13 protein-coding genes are annotated in these 17850 nt (G+C 71.8%); 8 read left to right on the plus strand and 5 right to left on the minus strand.

Features of this window, described 5'->3' with window-relative positions:
• Window positions 1–296 precede the first annotated feature (296 nt).
• The 3 genes from D7V93_RS16565 to D7V93_RS16575 all read left to right on the plus strand — a co-directional run bounded on the left by D7V93_RS16565 (window position 297) and on the right by D7V93_RS16575 (window position 4155).
• Complete coding sequence (locus D7V93_RS16565; RefSeq protein ID WP_244237346.1) at window positions 297–2243, plus strand: FHA domain-containing protein; 1947 nt, start codon at window positions 297–299, stop codon at window positions 2241–2243.
• Window positions 2244–2324: 81 nt separating this feature from the next.
• The gene (locus D7V93_RS16570; protein WP_120644342.1) at window positions 2325–3662 is read left to right on the plus strand and encodes a cyclic nucleotide-binding domain-containing protein; all 1338 of its coding nucleotides are present in this window, start codon (window positions 2325–2327) and stop codon (window positions 3660–3662) included.
• 34 nt (window positions 3663–3696) lie between these two features.
• Complete coding sequence (locus D7V93_RS16575) at window positions 3697–4155, plus strand: hypothetical protein (protein ID WP_372338324.1); 459 nt, start codon at window positions 3697–3699, stop codon at window positions 4153–4155.
• Between the two features lie 19 nt (window positions 4156–4174).
• Here the strand turns inward: D7V93_RS16575 and D7V93_RS16580 are convergent, their stop codons facing one another.
• On the minus strand, window positions 4175–5761 hold the full coding sequence (locus tag D7V93_RS16580; RefSeq protein WP_120644344.1) for a tetratricopeptide repeat protein: 1587 nt from the start codon (window positions 5759–5761) through the stop codon (window positions 4175–4177).
• Between the two features lie 142 nt (window positions 5762–5903).
• Between D7V93_RS16580 and D7V93_RS16585 the strand changes: the two genes are divergently transcribed.
• On the plus strand, window positions 5904–6872 hold the full coding sequence (locus D7V93_RS16585) for a homoserine kinase (protein ID WP_120644345.1): 969 nt from the start codon (window positions 5904–5906) through the stop codon (window positions 6870–6872).
• Window positions 6873–6890: 18 nt separating this feature from the next.
• Here D7V93_RS16585 and D7V93_RS16590 read toward each other — a convergent pair whose 3' ends face one another.
• The 3 genes from D7V93_RS16590 to D7V93_RS16600 all read right to left on the minus strand — a co-directional run bounded on the left by D7V93_RS16590 (window position 6891) and on the right by D7V93_RS16600 (window position 10352).
• Window positions 6891–7361: a nuclear transport factor 2 family protein gene (locus D7V93_RS16590; protein ID WP_120644346.1), complete on the minus strand. Its 471-nt coding sequence runs from the start codon at window positions 7359–7361 to the stop codon at window positions 6891–6893.
• Between the two features lie 72 nt (window positions 7362–7433).
• Entirely contained in the window at window positions 7434–7958 is a 525-nt protein-coding gene (locus D7V93_RS16595; protein ID WP_120644347.1) for an SRPBCC family protein, read from the minus strand.
• A gap of 33 nt (window positions 7959–7991) precedes the next feature.
• Window positions 7992–10352 carry a hypothetical protein gene (locus D7V93_RS16600; protein ID WP_208723047.1) on the minus strand — a complete coding sequence of 787 codons (2361 nt, stop codon included), beginning with the start codon at window positions 10350–10352 and terminating at the stop codon, window positions 7992–7994.
• A gap of 25 nt (window positions 10353–10377) precedes the next feature.
• Here D7V93_RS16600 and D7V93_RS16605 point away from each other — a divergent pair, with 25 nt between their 5' ends.
• From D7V93_RS16605 to D7V93_RS16620, 4 genes are all read left to right on the plus strand, one after another.
• Window positions 10378–10779: a TIGR02266 family protein gene (locus D7V93_RS16605; RefSeq protein WP_120535495.1), complete on the plus strand. Its 402-nt coding sequence runs from the start codon at window positions 10378–10380 to the stop codon at window positions 10777–10779.
• Window positions 10776–11321: a DUF192 domain-containing protein gene (locus D7V93_RS16610; protein ID WP_120644349.1), complete on the plus strand. Its 546-nt coding sequence runs from the start codon at window positions 10776–10778 to the stop codon at window positions 11319–11321. Before D7V93_RS16605 ends, D7V93_RS16610 begins: the two co-directional genes overlap by 4 nt.
• A 165-nt stretch (window positions 11322–11486) precedes the next feature.
• Complete coding sequence (locus D7V93_RS16615; RefSeq protein WP_147451198.1) at window positions 11487–13814, plus strand: PhoX family protein; 2328 nt, start codon at window positions 11487–11489, stop codon at window positions 13812–13814.
• Window positions 13815–13834: 20 nt separating this feature from the next.
• Complete coding sequence (locus D7V93_RS16620; protein ID WP_120644351.1) at window positions 13835–15496, plus strand: Aq_1262 family (lipo)protein; 1662 nt, start codon at window positions 13835–13837, stop codon at window positions 15494–15496.
• Between the two features lie 612 nt (window positions 15497–16108).
• Here D7V93_RS16620 and D7V93_RS16625 read toward each other — a convergent pair.
• Window positions 16109–17850, minus strand: a 1742-nt coding sequence (locus tag D7V93_RS16625; RefSeq protein WP_120644352.1) for a bifunctional diguanylate cyclase/phosphodiesterase, incomplete at its 5' end; no start/stop codon positions are given.

Here is a 17850-nt window from a genome sequence, read left to right on the forward strand (position 1 = left end):
GGGCTGCGGGCATGGAGGGGTCTCCTGGAGGGAGCGGGGATGGGAGAAACCTACATCGGGACGGGACGGCGTGCGGGCCAACGGTCCGCGGGGGCCCGGTCTTCCCTGAAAGGAACGGTCGGAGCGCATTCCCACGGTGGGGGACGGCGCTCTAAGATGTCGACCGCTTCAACCTGGACCCATCCATGCCTCCTCGCCGTCCATCACCGTCGTCGCGTTCGGGCACCGGCCGTCCTGCTGGTGGCTCGACGGCGGAACGCCGTCCCTCCTCTTCCGCCGGAGGTTCCTCCCGGCGTGTGGCCGTCCCGGACGAGGACTGGTCCGCCCCCGAGGGGGAGGACGACAGCCAGGAGCGCGGAGACCCGGAGCTGTACGGGGACGTGGAGCCCCAGCGCTCGCGCACGGGTGAGACGCGCGTGGCGTCCATGGGGGACGTGCGCGCGGAGGAGCCGGCGCCCGCCGAGGACGAGGACGAGGACAACTCCGAGACGACGCGCGCCGGTCCCCCCGTGCTGGTGCTGGTGCTGGACGGGCCGGACAAGGGGCGCAAGAAGCGCTTCAAGGGCGTGCGCATGGTGGTGGGGCGCAGCACGGACTGCGACTTCGCCCTGGAGGACAAGACGGTGTCCCGCCGCCACCTGGAGCTGGTGTACGGCGAGAAGGGCGTCGTCATGCGCGACCTGGGCGGCATCAGCGGCACCCAGGTGAACGACCAGAAGGTGGACGAGTGCATCCTGAAGCACGGGGATGAGATCTCCGTGGGCAAGACCCGGCTGCGCTTCGTGGACGAGAGCGAGCTCATCAAGGAGATGCGCGCCAAGGCGGAGTCCGGCGAGGACGCGGCCAAGGAGGAGAAGAAGGAGGAGAAGAAGGACCCGCGCCTGGATGAGAAGACGAACGCGAACTACAAGGTCGCGGACCTGCTGCGCGACGAGAAGGCGCGCAAGACGGGCGTGCCCCGGCCGCGCCCGGTGCGCTCGCCGGCGCGCGAGGGCGGCATCCGGCTGGACTTCAAGCAGAAGGTGGGCCTGGCGGTGGGCGGCCTGCTGCTGGTGATGCTGCTCGCAGGCCTGGCGATGTCGCGCAAGGGGCCGCCTCCCAAGCCCCCGGTGGATCCGAACCTGGCGCGCGCCACGGAGCTGATGCAGCGCGCGCGCGACAAGGTGCGCGACGGCGACTACCCGGACGCCGTGCGCTTCGCGGCCGAGGCGGAGAAGCTGCGCGCGGGCATCGACGTGGACGGCGTGGGCAAGGCCGCGCAGCGGCAGCAGGACATCCTGGAGGCCTTCAAGGAGGTCCGGGCGCTCATCGCGCAGAACCGCTTCGACGACGCGCGCCAGAAGCTGAAGGACACGCCGGAGGGCACCGCGAAGACGGACGTCGAGCGCGACAAGCTCAAGGTGGACCTGGACGCGAAGGAGCAGACGTACATGGTGGGGCTGGCGGACGCGGCGCTGGCGGAGCGCAACCCGGAGAGCGCGAAGCCGCTCATCGCCGCGCTGCCGGACAACACCCGGCCCCTCTACGAGCAGCGGCTCATGGAGTTGCAAGCGCAGCTCGACAAGGAGGCGGCGACCGCGGCGCGGCAGGCCGGCGCGCGTCAGGCCGCGGCGGCGGAGAACGCGAAGCAGCGGCGCGCGGAGTTCGTGGCGCAGGCCTTCGAGGACGTGGAGCGCCGCTTCAACGGCGGGGACTTCCAGCGCGCGACGCTGGAGGTGGACCGGGTGATGGACAAGTACCGGGCGGAGGCGGACATCCAGAACCGGGCCCGGTCGCTCAAGAAGCTCATCCCCCAGTTCCGCGCCGCCTTTGAAGAGGGCCAGCGCAAGTACGAGAGCAACTCGCTGGAGGCCTCCGTGAAGCCCCTGCGCCGCGCCGCGGAGGTGTACCGGCAGATCGGCTTCGCGGGCACGCTGGGGGACACGCTCGACAACGAGCTGGCCTCCGCGTCGGTAGCGGCGGGGCAGGCGGCCTTCAAGCGCAAGGAGTACCCGGTGGCGGGCCGCAGCTACCGCGAGGCCCTGCGCCTCAACCCGGGCGACTCGCGCGCGCGCAGCGGCCTGGACGACCTGCAGAAGAAGGTGGAAGAGCTGTACCTGTCGGCGTACATCGCGCGGGACCGCGACCCCTCCATGGCGACGGAGACGTTCAAGATCGTCATCGAGTCGTCCGCGGAGGGCTCCGAGGTGAAGCGCAAGGCGGAGATGGCGCTGAGTGATCTGCAGAAGGCCGGCGGTTCCTAGCCGGCCCCGGCCGCCCGTGCATCGTGGCCGCGGGCGGCCTTATTTCCTGTTTCTTGTCGTCGTGCTGGTTGGAGACACCGGATGAACGAGTCGTCGTTGCGTGAGCTGGGCATGGACCTGTTCGAGGAGCGCCAGTTCGAGCGCGCCCTCGCCGTCTTCGCGGAGGCCGTCCGCCGCGTGCCCGCGGATCACCGCTCGCGCATGCTGGCGTCCCGGTGTCTGGCGGAGCTGGGGGAGCGCGAGCGCGCCGTCACCGCGTACCACGCGTGCGCGGAGGGGCTCCTGCGCCGCGACTACCTCTTGAGCGCGATGGCCGCGTGCAAGCTGGCCCTGGAGCTGTCGCCCAACGAGCGGCGCCTGAAGGAGACGCTGGCCCGGGTGCACTCGCGCGCCGCGCGCCGGGCCGCGGGCCGTGCCGCGGTGCCGCCGCCCCTGCCGCCGGAGCACCTGTACGACGGCAAGGTGGAGACGGACCTGATGGGCCTGGTGGGCGAGGAGCTGTCCAACCGCGCCATCGAGGTGCTGGCCGCGCCGGACACCGGCGGCAACGCCGACCCGCAGGGCCGCCCGCCGCTGCCGCTGTTCGCGGACCTGGACCGGGACGCGTTCATCGACCTGGTGGGGCGCATGGTGTGGCGCACCGTCAAGGCGGAGGAGGTCATCAGCCGCGAGGGCGAGCCGGATGACCACCTGCACGTGCTCGTCGCCGGCAAGGCGGAGGTGACGCGGCGCACGGAGGGCGAGGACCGCACCCTGGGCTTCCTGGGCGGCGGCTCCATCTTCGGGGAGCTGGCGCTCTTGACGGGCGCGGCGCCCACCGCCACGGTGACGGCGGTGTCGGATTCAGAGGTCTTCGAGATCCGCCGCGAGCACCTCAACGCGGTGGCCAAGAGCCACCCGGCGGTGCCGCAGCTGCTCGCGGACTTCGCCCAGCAGCGCATGATGCGCAACCTGATGGCGAACTCGCCCCTGTTCCAGCAACTGCCGGAGTCGGAGCGGGGCGCGCTCTTCCAGCGCTTCACCTTCCGCGCCCTCCAGGCCGGAGAGAAGGTGCTGGTGGAGGGCGAGCACTCGCCGGGCCTCTTCCTGGTGCTCGCCGGGGAGCTGGTGGTGCAGAAGGAGGACCCGGCCGGCGGCGTGGTGACGCTGGGCGTGCTGCGCGAGGGCGAGGTGGCGGGGGAGATTTCACTGCTCACCGGCCTGCGCGCCACGGCCACGGTGACGGTGCCGCGCAAGACGGCGGCGGCGTGGCTGGAGCGCAACGCCTTCCACCAGCTGGTGAAGGCCTTCCCCAACATCCGCACGTACCTGGAGCAGCTGTCGGACCGGCGCCTGAAGCAGATTGGTGAAGCGCTGCGGCCGCTGGAGATCATCGACGCGGACGACATGATGCTGGAGCCGGAGACCGGGGCGGCGTGAGATGGTGCTGACGCGCTCTCGGGTGGTGAGCGGCATGGCGGCCCTGGTCGCCGCCGCGCTGGTGCTGTTCCTCTGGCCCCGCGAGGAGCCCGGCGTGAAGGACGCCGTCACCCGGCGCATCATCGCGATGACTCGCTCGGCGGAGGACAAGGACGTCGGCGGGGTGATGGAGGGCGTGTCCGAGCGCTTCAAGACGACGGACGGCTGGAGCCGCCAGGACGTGCACCGCATCCTGGCCGCGCAGGTGCTGCGCGGTCAGTGGGTGCGCGTCTTCACCACCGACATCGACGTGCGCGAGGTGTCGCCCACGCAGGCCGACTTCCAGGCGCGCTTCATCTTCGGCCGCTCGCAGGCGGACAAGCTGGAGGACCTGGCGCGCGACAGCGTCCTCAACGCCTACGCCATCGAGGGCACCTTCGAGAAGGAGCCCGACGGCGAGTGGCGCGTGGTGAAGGCGAAGCAGCGTCGGTTGGAACCCTCCGAGCTGCTCTAGCCCTCGGCCTCCAGGCCCGCTACTGCTGCTGGAACAGCGGCCCCGCTTCGGTGAGCCACGCCTTGGCCATGGCGGGCTGCCCCGACGTCTCCAGGCGCTTCTTGATGTCGTTGGCGCGCGTGGCGATGAGCTCCGCGGGCGTGCCCTGGGCGCGGGCGCGCACGAGCGCGAAGTAGTGCTGCTGGCACCCGGCGGCGAAGTCGCCCTGGGCGAAGAGCAGCTCGCCCAGCGCCGCGTACGCCTCCGGCATGTTGCCCGCGCCGGTGTCCGGGGCCACCTGGCTGAGCAGCGTCCGCGCGCCCTCGAAGTCCTTGCGCGCGAGCAGCAGCGCGCCCTTGGCGTATTGCGCCCGGGCCAGCCCCACGCCGCGCGCCGCGAGCGCCTTGTCGTAGGCGGCGAGCGCGTCGTCCTGCCGGCCCGCGAGCTCCATCACGCCGCCGCGCGCCAGCCAGTAGCGGTCATCGCGGTCCAGCGCGGGCACCGACTTGCCGTCTGTCGTCTGTACCTTCACCTCGCGGAAGGTCTTCTCATAGGTGTCCAGCAGCGCCAGCGCGCCCTCGCCGTCGCCCTGCGCCTGGAGCAGGCGCGCGCCGTCCAGCGCCAGCAGCGGCGCGGTGGGCCGCTTCGCCACGGCCGCCTCGAAGGCCTGACGGGCCTCGGGGGCGTGCTTCGCCGCCAGCGCGCGCGCCCGGGTGAAGAGGGCGTAGTGCTCCTCCGGCCAGGCCTTGAGCGCCGCGTCCGTCTGGGCCAGCGCCTCGTCGGGCGCGCTCTTCGTCAGGGCCAGCTCCGCCTGCGCCACCGCGAGGCGGGCCTGGAGCACGGGCGTCAGCGGCTTGCTGTTCGAGCGCAGCTCGTCCAGCGTCGCCTTCACGCTGTCCGGGTTCCTGCCCGAGTACAGCTGCGCCAGCGCGGACGTCACCCGCGACAGCAGGTGGTCCGGGTTCGCGGTGGTGGCGCGGGAGAAGGCCTCCACCGCCTGGGGAAACAGCCCCTCGTCGAGCAGCGCCTCGCCATAGGCGGCCGAGTAGCGCGGATCCCTCCAGGCGCCCTCCGCCGCGCGGGCGAACGCGATGCGCGCCTCCGACAGCCGCCCCTGCCGCTGCAGCAGCCGCGCCTGGGCCAGCGTCAGCTTGGGGCTGTTGGCGCCCTGCGCCTGGAGCTCCTCCAGCAGCTTCCGAGCCTCCTCCGTCTTGCCCTCGCCCACGAGCAGCAGGGCGCGCGCGCCGTAGCGCTCGCCGGAGCGGGAGCCCATGGCCTCCGCGCGCTCCAACTGCTCCCGGGCCTTCTGGTCGGCGCCGGGCACGTGGTGGTCCAGCCACAGCTCCGCCTGGATGTCCGCGGACAGCGCCCGCGCGTCGCGCGAGTCGGGGGAGAGCGTGAAGAGCGTCTCCAACTGCTGCTGCGCCATCGCGAGGTCGCCCGGGTTGCCCTTCAGGGCGGCGGCGCGCGCCGTGCGCAGGTGCGCGTCCACCTCCTGGCGCACCTGACCCCGGTGGACGAACCACGCCACCGCCGCCGCGAGCACCACCGCGACGACGCCAATCTGGAGCAGGGCGCTGCCCAGTCCCTCGCGACGCTTCCAGTCACCGCGACCCGACGTGTCCATGGGGGTGGCCTCACGCGCAAATATTGAAGGTTTTCAGACAGTTATGCGAAGTAAGACGGGGATGGACAGATAGGTCCGGCCCCCCGGGGTGTCAACGGCCAGGGCGGGATGCACGCAGGGCGGCAAACCCTGGAGGCACGCGATGGCGGTCTACACGACACTTCCCCCCGAGGCCTTCACCCGCGTGGCGGACGCCTACGGCCTGGGCGCCGTGCGCGGGATGACGCCCATCCCGCAGGGCTCCATCAACACCAACCACCGGCTGGAGACGGACGCCGGCCGCTTCTTCGTGCGTCACACGACGGTGCGCTCGGAGGAGGACCTGCGCTTCGAGGCCGCGCTCCTGGAGCACCTGGCGGCCGCGCACTTCCCGGCGCCGGCGCTGCTCGTGCCGATGGGCCCGGCGCCCTTCCTGTCGCTGGAGGGCGGGCGGATCAGCGTCTTCAAGTGGCTCGCCGGCGAGGAGCTCACCCGCGCGCAGCTCACCCCGGACCTGCTGGAGCAACTGGGCGCGGAACTGGGGAAGCTGCACCGCACCACGCAGTCCTTCGGGGGCTCGCGGCACAATCCCTACGGCTCGGAGGTGGTGCGGGGCTGGCTCACGGGGCTGCGGGAGCGACCGGAGCCGGAGCTGGCGTCGGTGGCGGCGGAGCTGGAGGGGCTGCTCACCCGCGCGGAAGCCGCGCACCCGGGGCTGGAACCCCGGGGCGTCATCCACGCGGACCTCTTCCTGGACAACGTGAAGTGGCTGGGCGACCGCGTGGGGGCCTTCTTCGACTTCGAGATGGCGTGCGTGGACGCGTACGCGCGCGACGTGGCCATCACCCTCAACGCGTGGTGCTTCGAGGGGACGTACCAGCCGGCGCTCTGCCAGGCCTTCCTGCGCGGCTACCAGGACGCCCGGCCGCTGGCGGAGGTGGAGCGGGCCGCGCTGTACGGCCACGCCCTCTACGGCGCGGTGCGCTTCACCGCGAGCCGCATCCGCGACTACCACCTGTCGCCGCTGGGCGCGGACAAGCTCGCGCCCAAGGACTTCCGCACCTACCTGGCCCGGGCGCGGGCCCTGGGCGGGATGGGGCCGGACGGGCTGCGCGCGCTCACGGGGACGTGATGCGCGCGCGGCGGGCGGCTAGATGCCGGAGAGGATCTTCCACTCGTTGTCGACCTTCTGGAACACCATCTGCTCCAGCTCCGAGTCCTGCTGGGGCCGGGCGTTGAGGCCGGGCATGCGCCAGGACGCGTTCCAGTAGTAGATGGCGGCGGCGACCTCCTCGCCCTCGCCAATCTCCACGCGGCGGACGTTGATCTCCACCTTGGGGTTCTGCACCTTCTGGAAGAGCGCCTGCATGTGCGCGCCCAGGTTCTCGGCGGTGAGGTCGTCCGACACGTCCTCGGTGCCGCCGTCGTCGCGGAACTTCGGGGACACCAGGGCCTGGATGGCCTTCGCGTCGCGGGCCTCCAGGGCGGCGCGGTAGCGCTCCATGACGCCGAGGATGGCGCGGGTGTCGTCGGTGTCCTGCAACTCCGTGCCGGGGATGCGCTTCGGGGCGCACGCGGCCAGGAGGAAGACGGCGCAGAGGGCTGGGAAGCGTGGGTTCATGGCGGGGCCTTATGGGTTCAACCACATGGGTGTCAACCCATTCCCAGGCCCCGCCCGCACCGTGCGCTTTGACTATTTGGCGCGGATGACTTCAGCGATGAAGCGGTTGAGGACGGGCACCTCGTTGTCGAGGATCTTCAGGCCCTCGGATTCGATGACCTTCTCCCCGATGAACGCCACGGCCTTGAGCAGGAAGGGGAGCTTGAGCTTGATCTCCCCGTCCATGGTGCGCTCCGTCTCGTTACCCACGGCCCGCAGGCGCAGCACGCCGGTGTTGACCATCATGTTGGAGATGGTCTGGGAGGTGGGCGTGTTGGTGAACGACAGCTCCTTCTTGCGCTTGTCGTAGGTGGACGTCTCGATGAAGGCGAACCACTCCGGCGGCACCTTCTTGGTGCCGATGGTGGCGATGACGGGCTTGGGGCGGTAGCGGATGCGGCGGTGCACGCGGTCCCCGTCCGTCTTCACCTCCAGGGGCTGCAGCTCCAGCAGCACGCCGTGGTGCTGCAGGAGGAACGGGAAGTAGCGCTCGTCGAGGAGCGCACGCTCCACCTCGTCCACCGTGCCCTGGATCCGCTGCTTCTTGACGAACTGCATGCTCCGTCCACCTCCGGAATGTGTCGCCCGCGTCTAGCGGAAAGCCTGTCGCGGCACCAGGGGCCCGCGAAAGGTCGTCTGCTCGAAGTCACATCGCTCGCGCCACTCGGTGGCGGACGCGCGGAAGGCGGCGCCGTAGTCCGGCAGCGCCCCCACCTCATGCCGCACGGCGCCGCAGTCGCCCGCCAGGTAGCCTGCTTCAATCTTCAGGCGGATGGCCTCCCGGCGGATGGCCTCCGGCAGTCCGGTGTCCGACAGGGCCCGTTGCAACTGCTCCGCCGCGAGTGCCGGCGCACCCACCTGGTGCAGCCTGCGCCCCAGCAGGTAGCGCAGCCAGGGGTCCTGGGGCGAGATGAGCAGGGCGCGGTCCAGCAGCAGCAGGCGCAATTCCTCATGCGGCGCGCGGAAGTACGCCTCGATGGGGGCCCGGCGCGACGGCGACTCCAGGGCGGCCAGCTTCACCTGCGCGGTGCGCGTCACCTCTGGCCCCGCGTCCAGCGCGAGCGCGGCCGTAAGGAACGCGCGGGACGCGTCCACGTTGTCGAGGTGGAGGGCCACGTCCGCGCGGGCCATGGCCACCTCCGCGGCGAGCGCCGGCCGGTCCTTCACCTGCTCGGCGAGCGAGTCCAGCACGCCGGCCGCGTCGGCCGGGCGCTCCAGGGCATCCAGGGCGGCGGCCTGTCCCAGCTGGAAGGAGGGCTCCTCGGGCTGGAGGGCGGCGGCGCGCTGGTAGCGCTCGAGCGCGTCCTGCGGGTCGCTGGCGAGCGCTTCACGGGCGGACTCGGACAGCCGGGCCACCTCGCGGGCGCAGGCGCGGGAGAAGAGGCTGCCCGCGCGGAAGCGGGCGAAGGCGCGCGCGAGCGTGGAGTCATCCAGGGGCAGCGCGTCCAGGGTGCGCTCCCATTCGGTGACGAGCTCGCCCAGGGGCCGCCCGTAGGCCGCGTCGAAGTCCGCGTGCGCGTAGACGGTCCTCAGCCGGTCCGCGCCGTAGGTGTCCGCCAGGTAGCGCAGGAACGAGCCCGCCACGGTGTACGCGCGCGCCGGGGCGGACTGGTAGAAGCCCCGGGGCCCCATGATGTCGCGCATGTCCGGGGCAATGCCCTGCCGGCGCATGCCCGCGGCCCACTGGTGCAGGGTGAGCTCCCCCTGCACGGGGTCGTCCGCGGCCACGGCGATGCCCTCGATGAGGCCCATCAGCGGCCACACGCCCAGCCGGGTGGTGACGCGGAAGAAGCCTGAACCGGCGGGGCCCGCCATCACGTGCGCCAGCTCGTGGTGCAGCGTGGAGTGGGGGAAGGGCTTGTCCTGGATGTGCAGCTCCGTGCGCCAGGGCTTGGCGTACTGGGTGCGGCCGGCGCCCACCAGCCGCTGCTTCTCGTCCTCGGAGCGGTAGAGCCACACGCGCACGCGCTCCGTGGGGGCCACGCCCAGGAAGCGCTTCGTCTGGGCGTAGCGGAACTCCAGGTCGCGGGCCATCCGGTCCACGTCCTCGCGGGCCTTGCCGCGCGGGTAGTGCAGGACGAAGTGCTCCGTCTCCCGCACGCCGCCCAGCTCCTCCGCCAGGTACGCGTCCGTCATGCGCAGCCCCAGTTGGGGCGCGCGCGCCTCCAGCATCCCGATGCCCACGGCGCAGAGCGCGACGAGCCCCAGCCCCCCCACGCGCGCGCCCTTGAGCGCGAGCCGTCCGGTGCGCACGTCGAGCAGCGCCAGGGCGAGCCCCACGAAGGCGCACGCCCACAGCAGCGTCTCCACGCGGAACCAGCCCAGCGCGGCCGTCATCTGGAGGGCCTCGTCGTAGAGCGGACCGGGCAGGTGACCCAGGAAGACGTTGAAGGCGAACACCTGGGGCCCGAAGACGATGGGCTGCACCGTGACGACGAGTGAAGCCAGCAGCAGCAGCGCGTACAGGCCCGCCGCGCCCCGGGGACGGGCCGTCGCGAAGCCCAGGAAGACGCCCGCCGAGGAGGCCAGGAGGGCGGAGGGAAGGGTGAGCAGGGGGTAGAAGCCCGCCAGCTCGAACGGGTCGCACGCGGTGCGGAAGCGGGCGAAGAGCAGGGCGCACACGAAGGGGGGAACGAGCACCCCCAGGTTCAGGAGGACGCTGGCGCCCAGGGCCCGGCCCACGGCGGTTCCGGGCAGGGCGGAGGCTTCCGCCCGGGCGGGACGGGGGAGGGCGCCGGTGAGGATGCGGCGCTCCTGGGCGGCGGCGGCGATGCCCGTCCCTCCTCCGAGCAGGCCGACGGCGATGGCCAGGGCGAGGCCCAGTTCAAAGCCGGGCACCCCGAAGAGGGGGACGAGGACGAGGGCCGACCCCCCACCGGCGAGCAGCAGCACGGTGGCCAGGACGGCGGGACGGCCCAACAGACCGCGGGCGCGGGGGAGGACTTGCCGCATGGCGTCCCCTATACTCCCCGACCGCATGTCCGAACAGAAGAGCGGATCCGAACTGCGCACCCATGGTCGTGCGCCCATCGAGCTGAAGGTCGACTACAAGAAGCTCAATTCGTTCTTCGCCGACTACACGAAGAACATCAGCAAGGGCGGAACGTTCATCAAGACGAAGAAGCCGCTGCCCATCGGCACGCGCTTCCTCTTCAAGCTGACCGTGCCGCACCGCGAGGCACCCTTCGAACTGTTGGGCGAGGTCGTCTGGTCCAAGGGCGACGCGGAGGAGCCCGGCATGGGCATCCGCTTCATCTACAGCAGCGAGTCCCAGCGCGTGGACTTCGAGACCCTGGTGGAGCGGCTGATGTCCGACAGCCTGGGCTCCGAGCTGACGGAGAAGCTGCTCAACAAGCCGCTGCATCCCCAGCACCCATGAAGTCGCGCGTCGCGTGGGTGCTGGCGCTGGCGTTGGCGGTCGGCGCGTGTCAGGAAGCGCCCGCCGCGCCCCCGAAGCCCGCGCCCGCCCCTGCGCGAGCGCGCTCGAAGGACGTGTCAGCGGAGGACTACGTGATGCCAGGGCTGCCGCGCGCGCACGTGCGGCTGAAGGACGCCTACGGAGGCGTGCACCGCGTGGAGGTGGAGGTCGCCGCCACGGGGGATGCGCGCACGCGCGGCCTCATGTGGCGCAAGTCGCTGCCCGCGGGCCAGGGCATGCTCTTCCTCTTCCCGGAGGAGGAGGTGCGGGGCTTCTGGATGCGCAACACGCTCATCCCGCTGGACATGCTGTTCATCACCTCCGAGCACCGCATCGTCGGCATCATCGAGAACGCGGAGCCGCGCACGCTGGCGAACCGCTCGGTGGGCATCCCTAGCCAGTACGTGCTGGAGGTGCCGGGCGGCTGGTGCCAGGCGAACGGCATCGTCCGGGGCGGCGCGGTGGAGTTCGAGGGCGTGAGCACGATTCCCATCGCGCCGTGACGCCGCCGTGGGCGGTTGTCGCGCGGCTGTCGCGCGCGGGGCCCGCCGCCATGAAGAAGTGACGCGCTGCTCAAGCCCGCGCCACACGACCTCCGTGAGGATGCGCCCGCGCATGGCCGCCCGAAGTCCGGGCGCGGTGCGCACCCCCTCTGGAGGATGCACTGCATGGCTTCTCGTCTGTTGGGCCGCGCTAGCGGCGCGCTGCTCCTGGTTGGCACCGTGACGTGGGTGGGCTGCGAGGGAGCGCGGGGGCCCGCCGGCCAGGACGGCGCGAACGGTTCGCCCGGTGAGCCCGGTGCGGAAGGTCCGCCGGGTGGGGCCGGTCCCACCGGGCCCGGCACGATGGGGCAGCCCGGGCCGGGGGCGACGGCGCGCGCGCAGGGCGTGGAGGCCGGCACGCCGCTGTCGTCCGTCATCGCCGTGACGTTCCGGGGCGACCTGGGCACGGGCGCCACCAACGTGGCGGACTATGTGAAGGCGCGCGTGGAGCAGGTGGTCGCGGGGAAGCTGCCCTCGCCGCTGGTGTTCCCGCTGTCGTCGGCGTCCACGGACACGGTGCGCTCGGTGCCGGGCCTGTTCCCCACCACGGTCATCAAGTGGATGGATCCGCTCGCGTTCGCGAAGGGGGGGCCGCGCTTCGGCGCGAACGTGGACTACCTCGCGTTCTTCGGTGACGGCTGGTCGGCGGACGGCCGCGCGCCGCAGTACCAGGGGCAGGGCGCCTCGGGTTGGATGTGGATCAACCACGAGTACGTCTCCGGTGCGAAGCCCCGCGCGGGCACGGCGCCCACGGGCCAGCACCTGGACTTCGCGCGCTTCCTGCGCAACACGGGGACGCTCGCCAACACGGTGTCGGACGGCACCAGCTGGCAGGCGGACGCGCTCGTCACCTACAACCGCGAGTGGAAGAAGCAGGTCGGCGGCTCCTGGATGCGCGTGGTGCAGGACCCCGCGACGGGCGGATGGGCGGTGGACCGCAACGCGGCGAACCTGCGCTACGACGCCACCAGCGCGACGCTGATGAAGGTGGTGGGCGTGTCGCTGTCCGCCGCGGAGCACGACGACTCCGGCGCCGCGCTGGAGGCGGGGGTGGTGCCCGGCACGCACTCCAACTGCTCCGGCGGTCAGACGCCGTGGGGCACCGTCATCGTGGGCGAGGAGAACGTCCAGGGGGCCTACGGAGATCCGGAAGGCGCGCTGTGGACGCCGAAGAACGACTGGATCGCCGCCGCCCCCGGCTTCGCGCCGGGTGCGCCGCTCGTGCCCGACTTCTCGGCCCCGGCGGACGGAGACTTCATCAGCACGGACCGCGACTCCTCGCACCTGAAGGACGGCTACGGCTACCTGACGGAGATTGATCCGGGCCAGCCACCGGAGCTCTGGTACGGCAAGGATCCGGCGAAGCCGGGCGTGGGCCACCGCAAGCTGGGCGTGATGGGGCGCGCGCACTGGGAGAACGCCAGCTTCGTGGTGGACGCGAACTGGAAGCTGCTCGCGGATCAGCCCATCGTCGTCTACGGCGGTGATGACCGGCGCGGCGGACGCATCTTCAAGTTCGTGTCGCAGGGCAAGTACACGCCCGGGATGACGAAGGCGCAGGTGCGCGTGCTGCTGGACGTGGGCACGCTCTTCGTCGCGCACTTCGCGGGGCTGGACAACGCGACGGGCGACACGCTGGTGGGAGGCGTGGTGCCCACCGATGCCGCCCCGGGCCACGGCCGCTGGGTGCAGTTGGGCCTGGACAGCACGGACCTGGCGCCCAACGGCGAGGCGTATGGCCAGCCGACGTTGCAGGTGGGCGCGGCGCTGCGCGATGCGAACCACAACGCGGTGGGCGGCTTCGTCAACGACGACCAGGTGCGCAAGCTGCTGTGGACGGCCGCGAACAAGGTGGGCGTGATGGAGCTCAACCGCCCCGAGGACACGGAGTGGAACCCGAAGGACCCCAGCGGCACGCCGCTGCTCTACGTGGCCTTCACGGAGCACGGCGACCCCACGGCGTTGGATCAGCAGGGCCGGGTGGCCACCGCCGCGCTGGAGGGCGGCGCGTGGGTGAAGAAGGCGCGCGGCGCGCTGGACACCCGCGCGGTGGACAAGGTGGGCTCCATCTTCGCCCTGCGGGAGGCGAACCCCGCGGCGCCCGCAGGCTCGAAGACGTTCGACTTCTTCCGCGTGTGGAAGGGCGAGTCGGCGGCCACCAGCCCCCTGCCGGAGTACGCGGCGGCCAAGCCGGACAACCTCGTCATCGACCGCGACGGAGGCGTGTGGTTTGGCACCGACGGCAACTTCGGCGTCAACAAGGTCGCGGACGGCGTCTTCTACCTGGACCAGGCGCCCGCGCATCGGCAGAGCCCGTACTTCCGCAAGGCGTTCCGCGTGCTGTCCATGCCCAGCGACGCGGAGGCCACGGGGCCGGCGTTCAACGCGGACATGACCAGCCTGTTCGTCAGCGTCCAGCACCCGGGCGAGGACAGCTACAGCGTCTGGCCGTAGGCCCTGACGGAGCCCCGCCCATGTCTTCTTCCCTGAGCAACACCCTGCGGGGCCCCGTCATCATCGTCCTGCTGTTGGGCGCGTTCGCTTCGGCGGGGGGCGTGTGGCGCCTGCGCACGCCCCCCGAAGCCGCGCCTCCGTTTGATCCGCTCGCGCAGGCGCTGGAGGCCGGCAGCCGCGTGGCCAACCGCGAGGCCCCGGTGCCCTCCATGTGCTACACGAAGACGGCCGGGGTCTCGAACCCGTGCTGGACGTGCCACACGGGCGGCGTCGGCGACAACGTGATGGCCGATGCGTTGCTCCAGGCCGAGTACGCCTTCAGCGACGTGGCCCTGACGAACCACTGGACGAACCTCTTCACGGATCGCGTGCGTGCCATCGCGTCGCGCTCCGACGAGGAGGTGCTCGAGTACATCCGCGAGGACAACGCGACGCCGCTCCGGGCCGCGCTCCTGGGTCGCGCGGGCGGCTACAAGGGCTGGGTGCCGGACCTGGACCTGGGGCGCGGCTTCGACGGGGACGGCTTCGCGCGGGACGGCAGCGGCTGGCGCGCCGTGCGCTACAAGCCCTTCCCGGGCACGTTCTGGCCCACCAACGGCAACACCGACGACGTCTTCATCCGGCTGCCGGAGGCCTTCCGGAAGGACGCGCGGGGCCAGCCGTCGCGCGACGTGTACCGCTTCAACCTCGCGGTGCTCGAAGCGGCGATGACGGTGGACCCGGGGCTCGTGGACGTGAAGGCCGCGCGTCGCCGCGTGGAGCCGGTGGACGAGCGCGTGGCCGACGTGGACCTGGACGGCGACGGGCGGCTGTCAGCGCAGGTGGAAGTCGTGCGCGGACTGCCCGTCCGCTATGCCGGGGCCGCGGCGGACGTGCCGGTGCGCCGGTACACGTACCCGCGCGGCACCGAGTTCCTGCACACCGTGCGCTATGTGGATCCGGACGCGCCCGCGCTCCTGTCCACGCGGTTGAAGGAGCTGCGCTATTCGCGCAAGGACGAGGCGCCCGCGGAGGACCGGGTGCGGAACTTCTACGCGGAGGAGCAGGAGAAGAAGCGGCGCGGTCGGCTGCCGGCGTTCCAGGGCACGCCGGAGCTGGGGCTGATCAACGAGTTCGGCTGGCGTCTGCAGGGCTTCATCGAGGATGCGCAAGGGCGGCTGCGCCTCCAGACGCTGGAAGAGCATGTCGCCTGCATGGGCTGCCACACGAACCTGGGCGTCACGGTGGACCAGACCTTCGCGTTCCCGCGCAAGGTGCCTGGGAGCGAGGGCTGGCGGCAGCAGGACCTGCGCGGCATTTCGGACGTGCCACAGGCGGGCCATGCGAAGCCGGAGACCGCGACGTACTTCGAACGCGTCCAGGGGGGCGACGAGTTCCGAGCGAACGACGAGTTGCTCGCGCGCTTCTTCCCGGGAGGCGTGCTGGACCTGCCCGCCGTGCGGCGTGCGGCGCCGGAGGGAGACCGCGACCTCGCGTGGCTGCTGACGCCGTCGCGGGAGCGGGCGCTCCAACTGGACAAGGCCTACTGGGCGCTGGTGCGGGAGCAGGCGTTCGCACTGGGGCGGGATACGCTCCTGGCGCCGCCCGCCAACGTGCACCGCGCGGTGGAGAACGGCTCCACGGAGCTGGAGGCCACCGGGCGCCTCTACGCCGACGGGCGCCTGCACCTCGCCTGGGAGTGACGCCGCAGGTCATGGGATGCCACTGCTGCGATACGCGGCTGCACCTCGCGTGGGAGTGATGCCGGAGGCCATGGAAACTCACTGCTCCGACGGGCGGCTGCACCTCGCGTGGGAGTGACGCCGGAGGCCACGGAATACCTCTGCTACGACGCGCGGCTGCACTCCGCCTGGGAGTGACGCCGGAGGCCACGGAATAGCGCTGCACCGATGCGCGGCTGCATCTCGCCTGGGCGTGACGGCGGAGCCCACGGGTCGCCGCTGCTCCGACGCGCGGCTATATCCCGCATGAGAGTGACTTCGGAGTTCGCGGGATGCCGCTGCTGCGACACGCGGCTGCACCCTGCCTGGATGTGACGCCGGAGCCCATGGGACGCCGCTGCTCTGACGCGCGGCTGCACCCCGCCGGAAAGTGACGCCGGAGGCCACGGGACGCCTCTACACCGATGGGTGGCTGCACCTCGCCTGGGAGTGACGCCGGAGGCCACGGGATGCCACTGCTGCGACACGCGGCTGCACCCGCCTGGAAGTGAGGCGGAGCGGGTGGAGGTAGCGATGCGCCGCTCCACTCGCGTGAGGACCACACCTCGCCCTCAGTACGAGCCGGGGCTGCGCCTACTCCGCCTTGCCCTGCTCGAACAGGAACGTGCTGGTGTGCGTTTCGGCGGACAGCGCCTTCACCTTCTTGCGCAGGGACGCGGCGACCGCGGACAGCTCGGCGGGATGGGGGCGGGGGGACAGTCCCCGGTGGTCCACCGCCGCCAGACTCAGCGTCACCGGCACGGGCGCGCCCGCGGCGTCGCCGGGCGTGAAGCCGCCACGGCGCAGGTCCTCCGGGCCGTACAGCGGGACCTTCTCCGCGTCGAAGCGCTGGCAGAGCGTGCGAAGCACTTCGGGCGCCACCGCGTCGGGACACACGAGCACGAAGTCGTCACCGCCCACGTGGCCCAGGTGCGAGCCGGGCGGGAGCAGGTGCAGGCACTCCGACAGCAGGCCCGCGGTGTAGCGGATCACCCGGTCGCCCTGGAGGAAGCCGTAGCGGTCGTTGTACGCCTCGAAGTGGTCCAGGTCGCCGTAGATGACGGTGAACGCATCGCCCTGGAGCGCGGCGCGGATCCACCGTTCAATCATCCGGCTGCCGGGCAGGTCCGTGAGCGGATGCGCGCCGGTGGCGGCGTGCTGCTCCAAATCCGAGGCCCGCGCGATGAGCTGCTTCATCGTCACCGTGCCCAGGAAGTGGCCCTGGGCGTCCGTCACCACCACCGGGTCGTAGACGGACTCGGGCGGACGGCGCATCGCCATGCGCGCCAGGGCGGTGATGGCCGTGCCGTCCTCCACCACCATCAGGTCCACGGGCGCTCCGTCCTCGAGCGCCGGGGACGCGTCCGCGGAGGTGCCGCCCCACCGCGCGTAGAAGCTCCGCCGCGTCACCACCGCGTGCGGCTGTTCTCCGTTCAGGAGCACGACGTGGTCCTCACCCGGCGTGCGGCGGAACAGCCGGTCCAGCTCCACCGCGGGCGAAGACACCGGCGCGCACGGGGGCCGGATGATCATGCTGCCCACCGTCTCGTCGTCCTCGTGCTCGCGCTGGTGCAGGGCGCGGATGGCCTCGCGGCAGCGCTCGGCGAACTCCGCGCCCGGCCGCTGCGGCGAGCTCACCGGCCGCGCCAGCAGGTAGCCCTGCGCGTGCCGGATGCCCAGGCGCAGCAGCACGGCCAGCTCGTTCCACGTCTCCACGCCCTCGGCGATGAGCACCGCGTCCACGCGCTGCGCGAAGGAGACCAGCGACTTCACCAGGTGCTGCCGGTAGGTGTGCAGGTGGATGTCGCGCACCAGCGCCTGATCCAACTTGATGAAGTCCGGAGCGCTGTGCACCAGCGTCACCAGCCCCGAGTGCCCCGCGCCGAAGTCGTCCAGCGCGATGCCGAAGCCCTGCTCCGAGTACCGCCGCGCGAGCATGCGCAGCTGCTCCGTGTCCTCGAAGGTGCTGCGCTCGGTGATTTCGAGCACCAGCTGCTGGGGACTGAGGCCGTGCTGGCGCAAGAGCTCCAGCGTGGATGCCCCACCGAAGCGCTCGTCGCTCAGCACGTCCGGGCTGACGTTGAAGAAGAAGGGGCCGCGCCGCTGCGCCTCCGGCAGCGTGGCGATGCGGCGCACCGCCGCGGTCCAGCACGCGCGCTCCAGCTCGTAGGTGAAGCCCTCCACACGCGCACGGGAGAACAGCTCGTTGGGGGACTCCACCGGGCCCAGGCCTCGCGACAGCACCTCGTGGCCCAGCACCTCGCCACTCAGCAGATCGACGATGGGTTGGAAGACGGTGGCGACCCTCGGCTCATCACCGTTCCACAGCCAGGGGG

The sequence above is a fragment of the Corallococcus llansteffanensis genome (genome assembly GCF_003612055.1).
In the GTDB taxonomy this organism is placed as follows: domain Bacteria; phylum Myxococcota; class Myxococcia; order Myxococcales; family Myxococcaceae; genus Corallococcus; species Corallococcus llansteffanensis.

Bases quoted from the DNA above. Each gene is read 5' to 3' on its own strand.
- D7V93_RS16615 (WP_147451198.1), top strand. From the start codon at position 11,487: ATGGCTTCTCGTCTGTTGGGCCGCGCTAGCGGCGCGCTGCTCCTGGTT.
- D7V93_RS16580 (WP_120644344.1), bottom strand. From the start codon at position 5,761: ATGGACACGTCGGGTCGCGGTGACTGGAAGCGTCGCGAGGGACTGGGC.
- D7V93_RS16585 (WP_120644345.1), top strand. From the start codon at position 5,904: ATGGCGGTCTACACGACACTTCCCCCCGAGGCCTTCACCCGCGTGGCG.
- D7V93_RS16595 (WP_120644347.1), bottom strand. From the start codon at position 7,958: ATGCAGTTCGTCAAGAAGCAGCGGATCCAGGGCACGGTGGACGAGGTG.
- D7V93_RS16620 (WP_120644351.1), top strand. From the start codon at position 13,835: ATGTCTTCTTCCCTGAGCAACACCCTGCGGGGCCCCGTCATCATCGTC.
- D7V93_RS16575 (WP_372338324.1), top strand. From the start codon at position 3,697: ATGGCGGCCCTGGTCGCCGCCGCGCTGGTGCTGTTCCTCTGGCCCCGC.
- D7V93_RS16600 (WP_208723047.1), bottom strand. From the start codon at position 10,352: ATGCGGCAAGTCCTCCCCCGCGCCCGCGGTCTGTTGGGCCGTCCCGCC.
- D7V93_RS16610 (WP_120644349.1), top strand. From the start codon at position 10,776: ATGAAGTCGCGCGTCGCGTGGGTGCTGGCGCTGGCGTTGGCGGTCGGC.
- D7V93_RS16605 (WP_120535495.1), top strand. From the start codon at position 10,378: ATGTCCGAACAGAAGAGCGGATCCGAACTGCGCACCCATGGTCGTGCG.
- D7V93_RS16590 (WP_120644346.1), bottom strand. From the start codon at position 7,361: ATGAACCCACGCTTCCCAGCCCTCTGCGCCGTCTTCCTCCTGGCCGCG.
- D7V93_RS16570 (WP_120644342.1), top strand. From the start codon at position 2,325: ATGAACGAGTCGTCGTTGCGTGAGCTGGGCATGGACCTGTTCGAGGAG.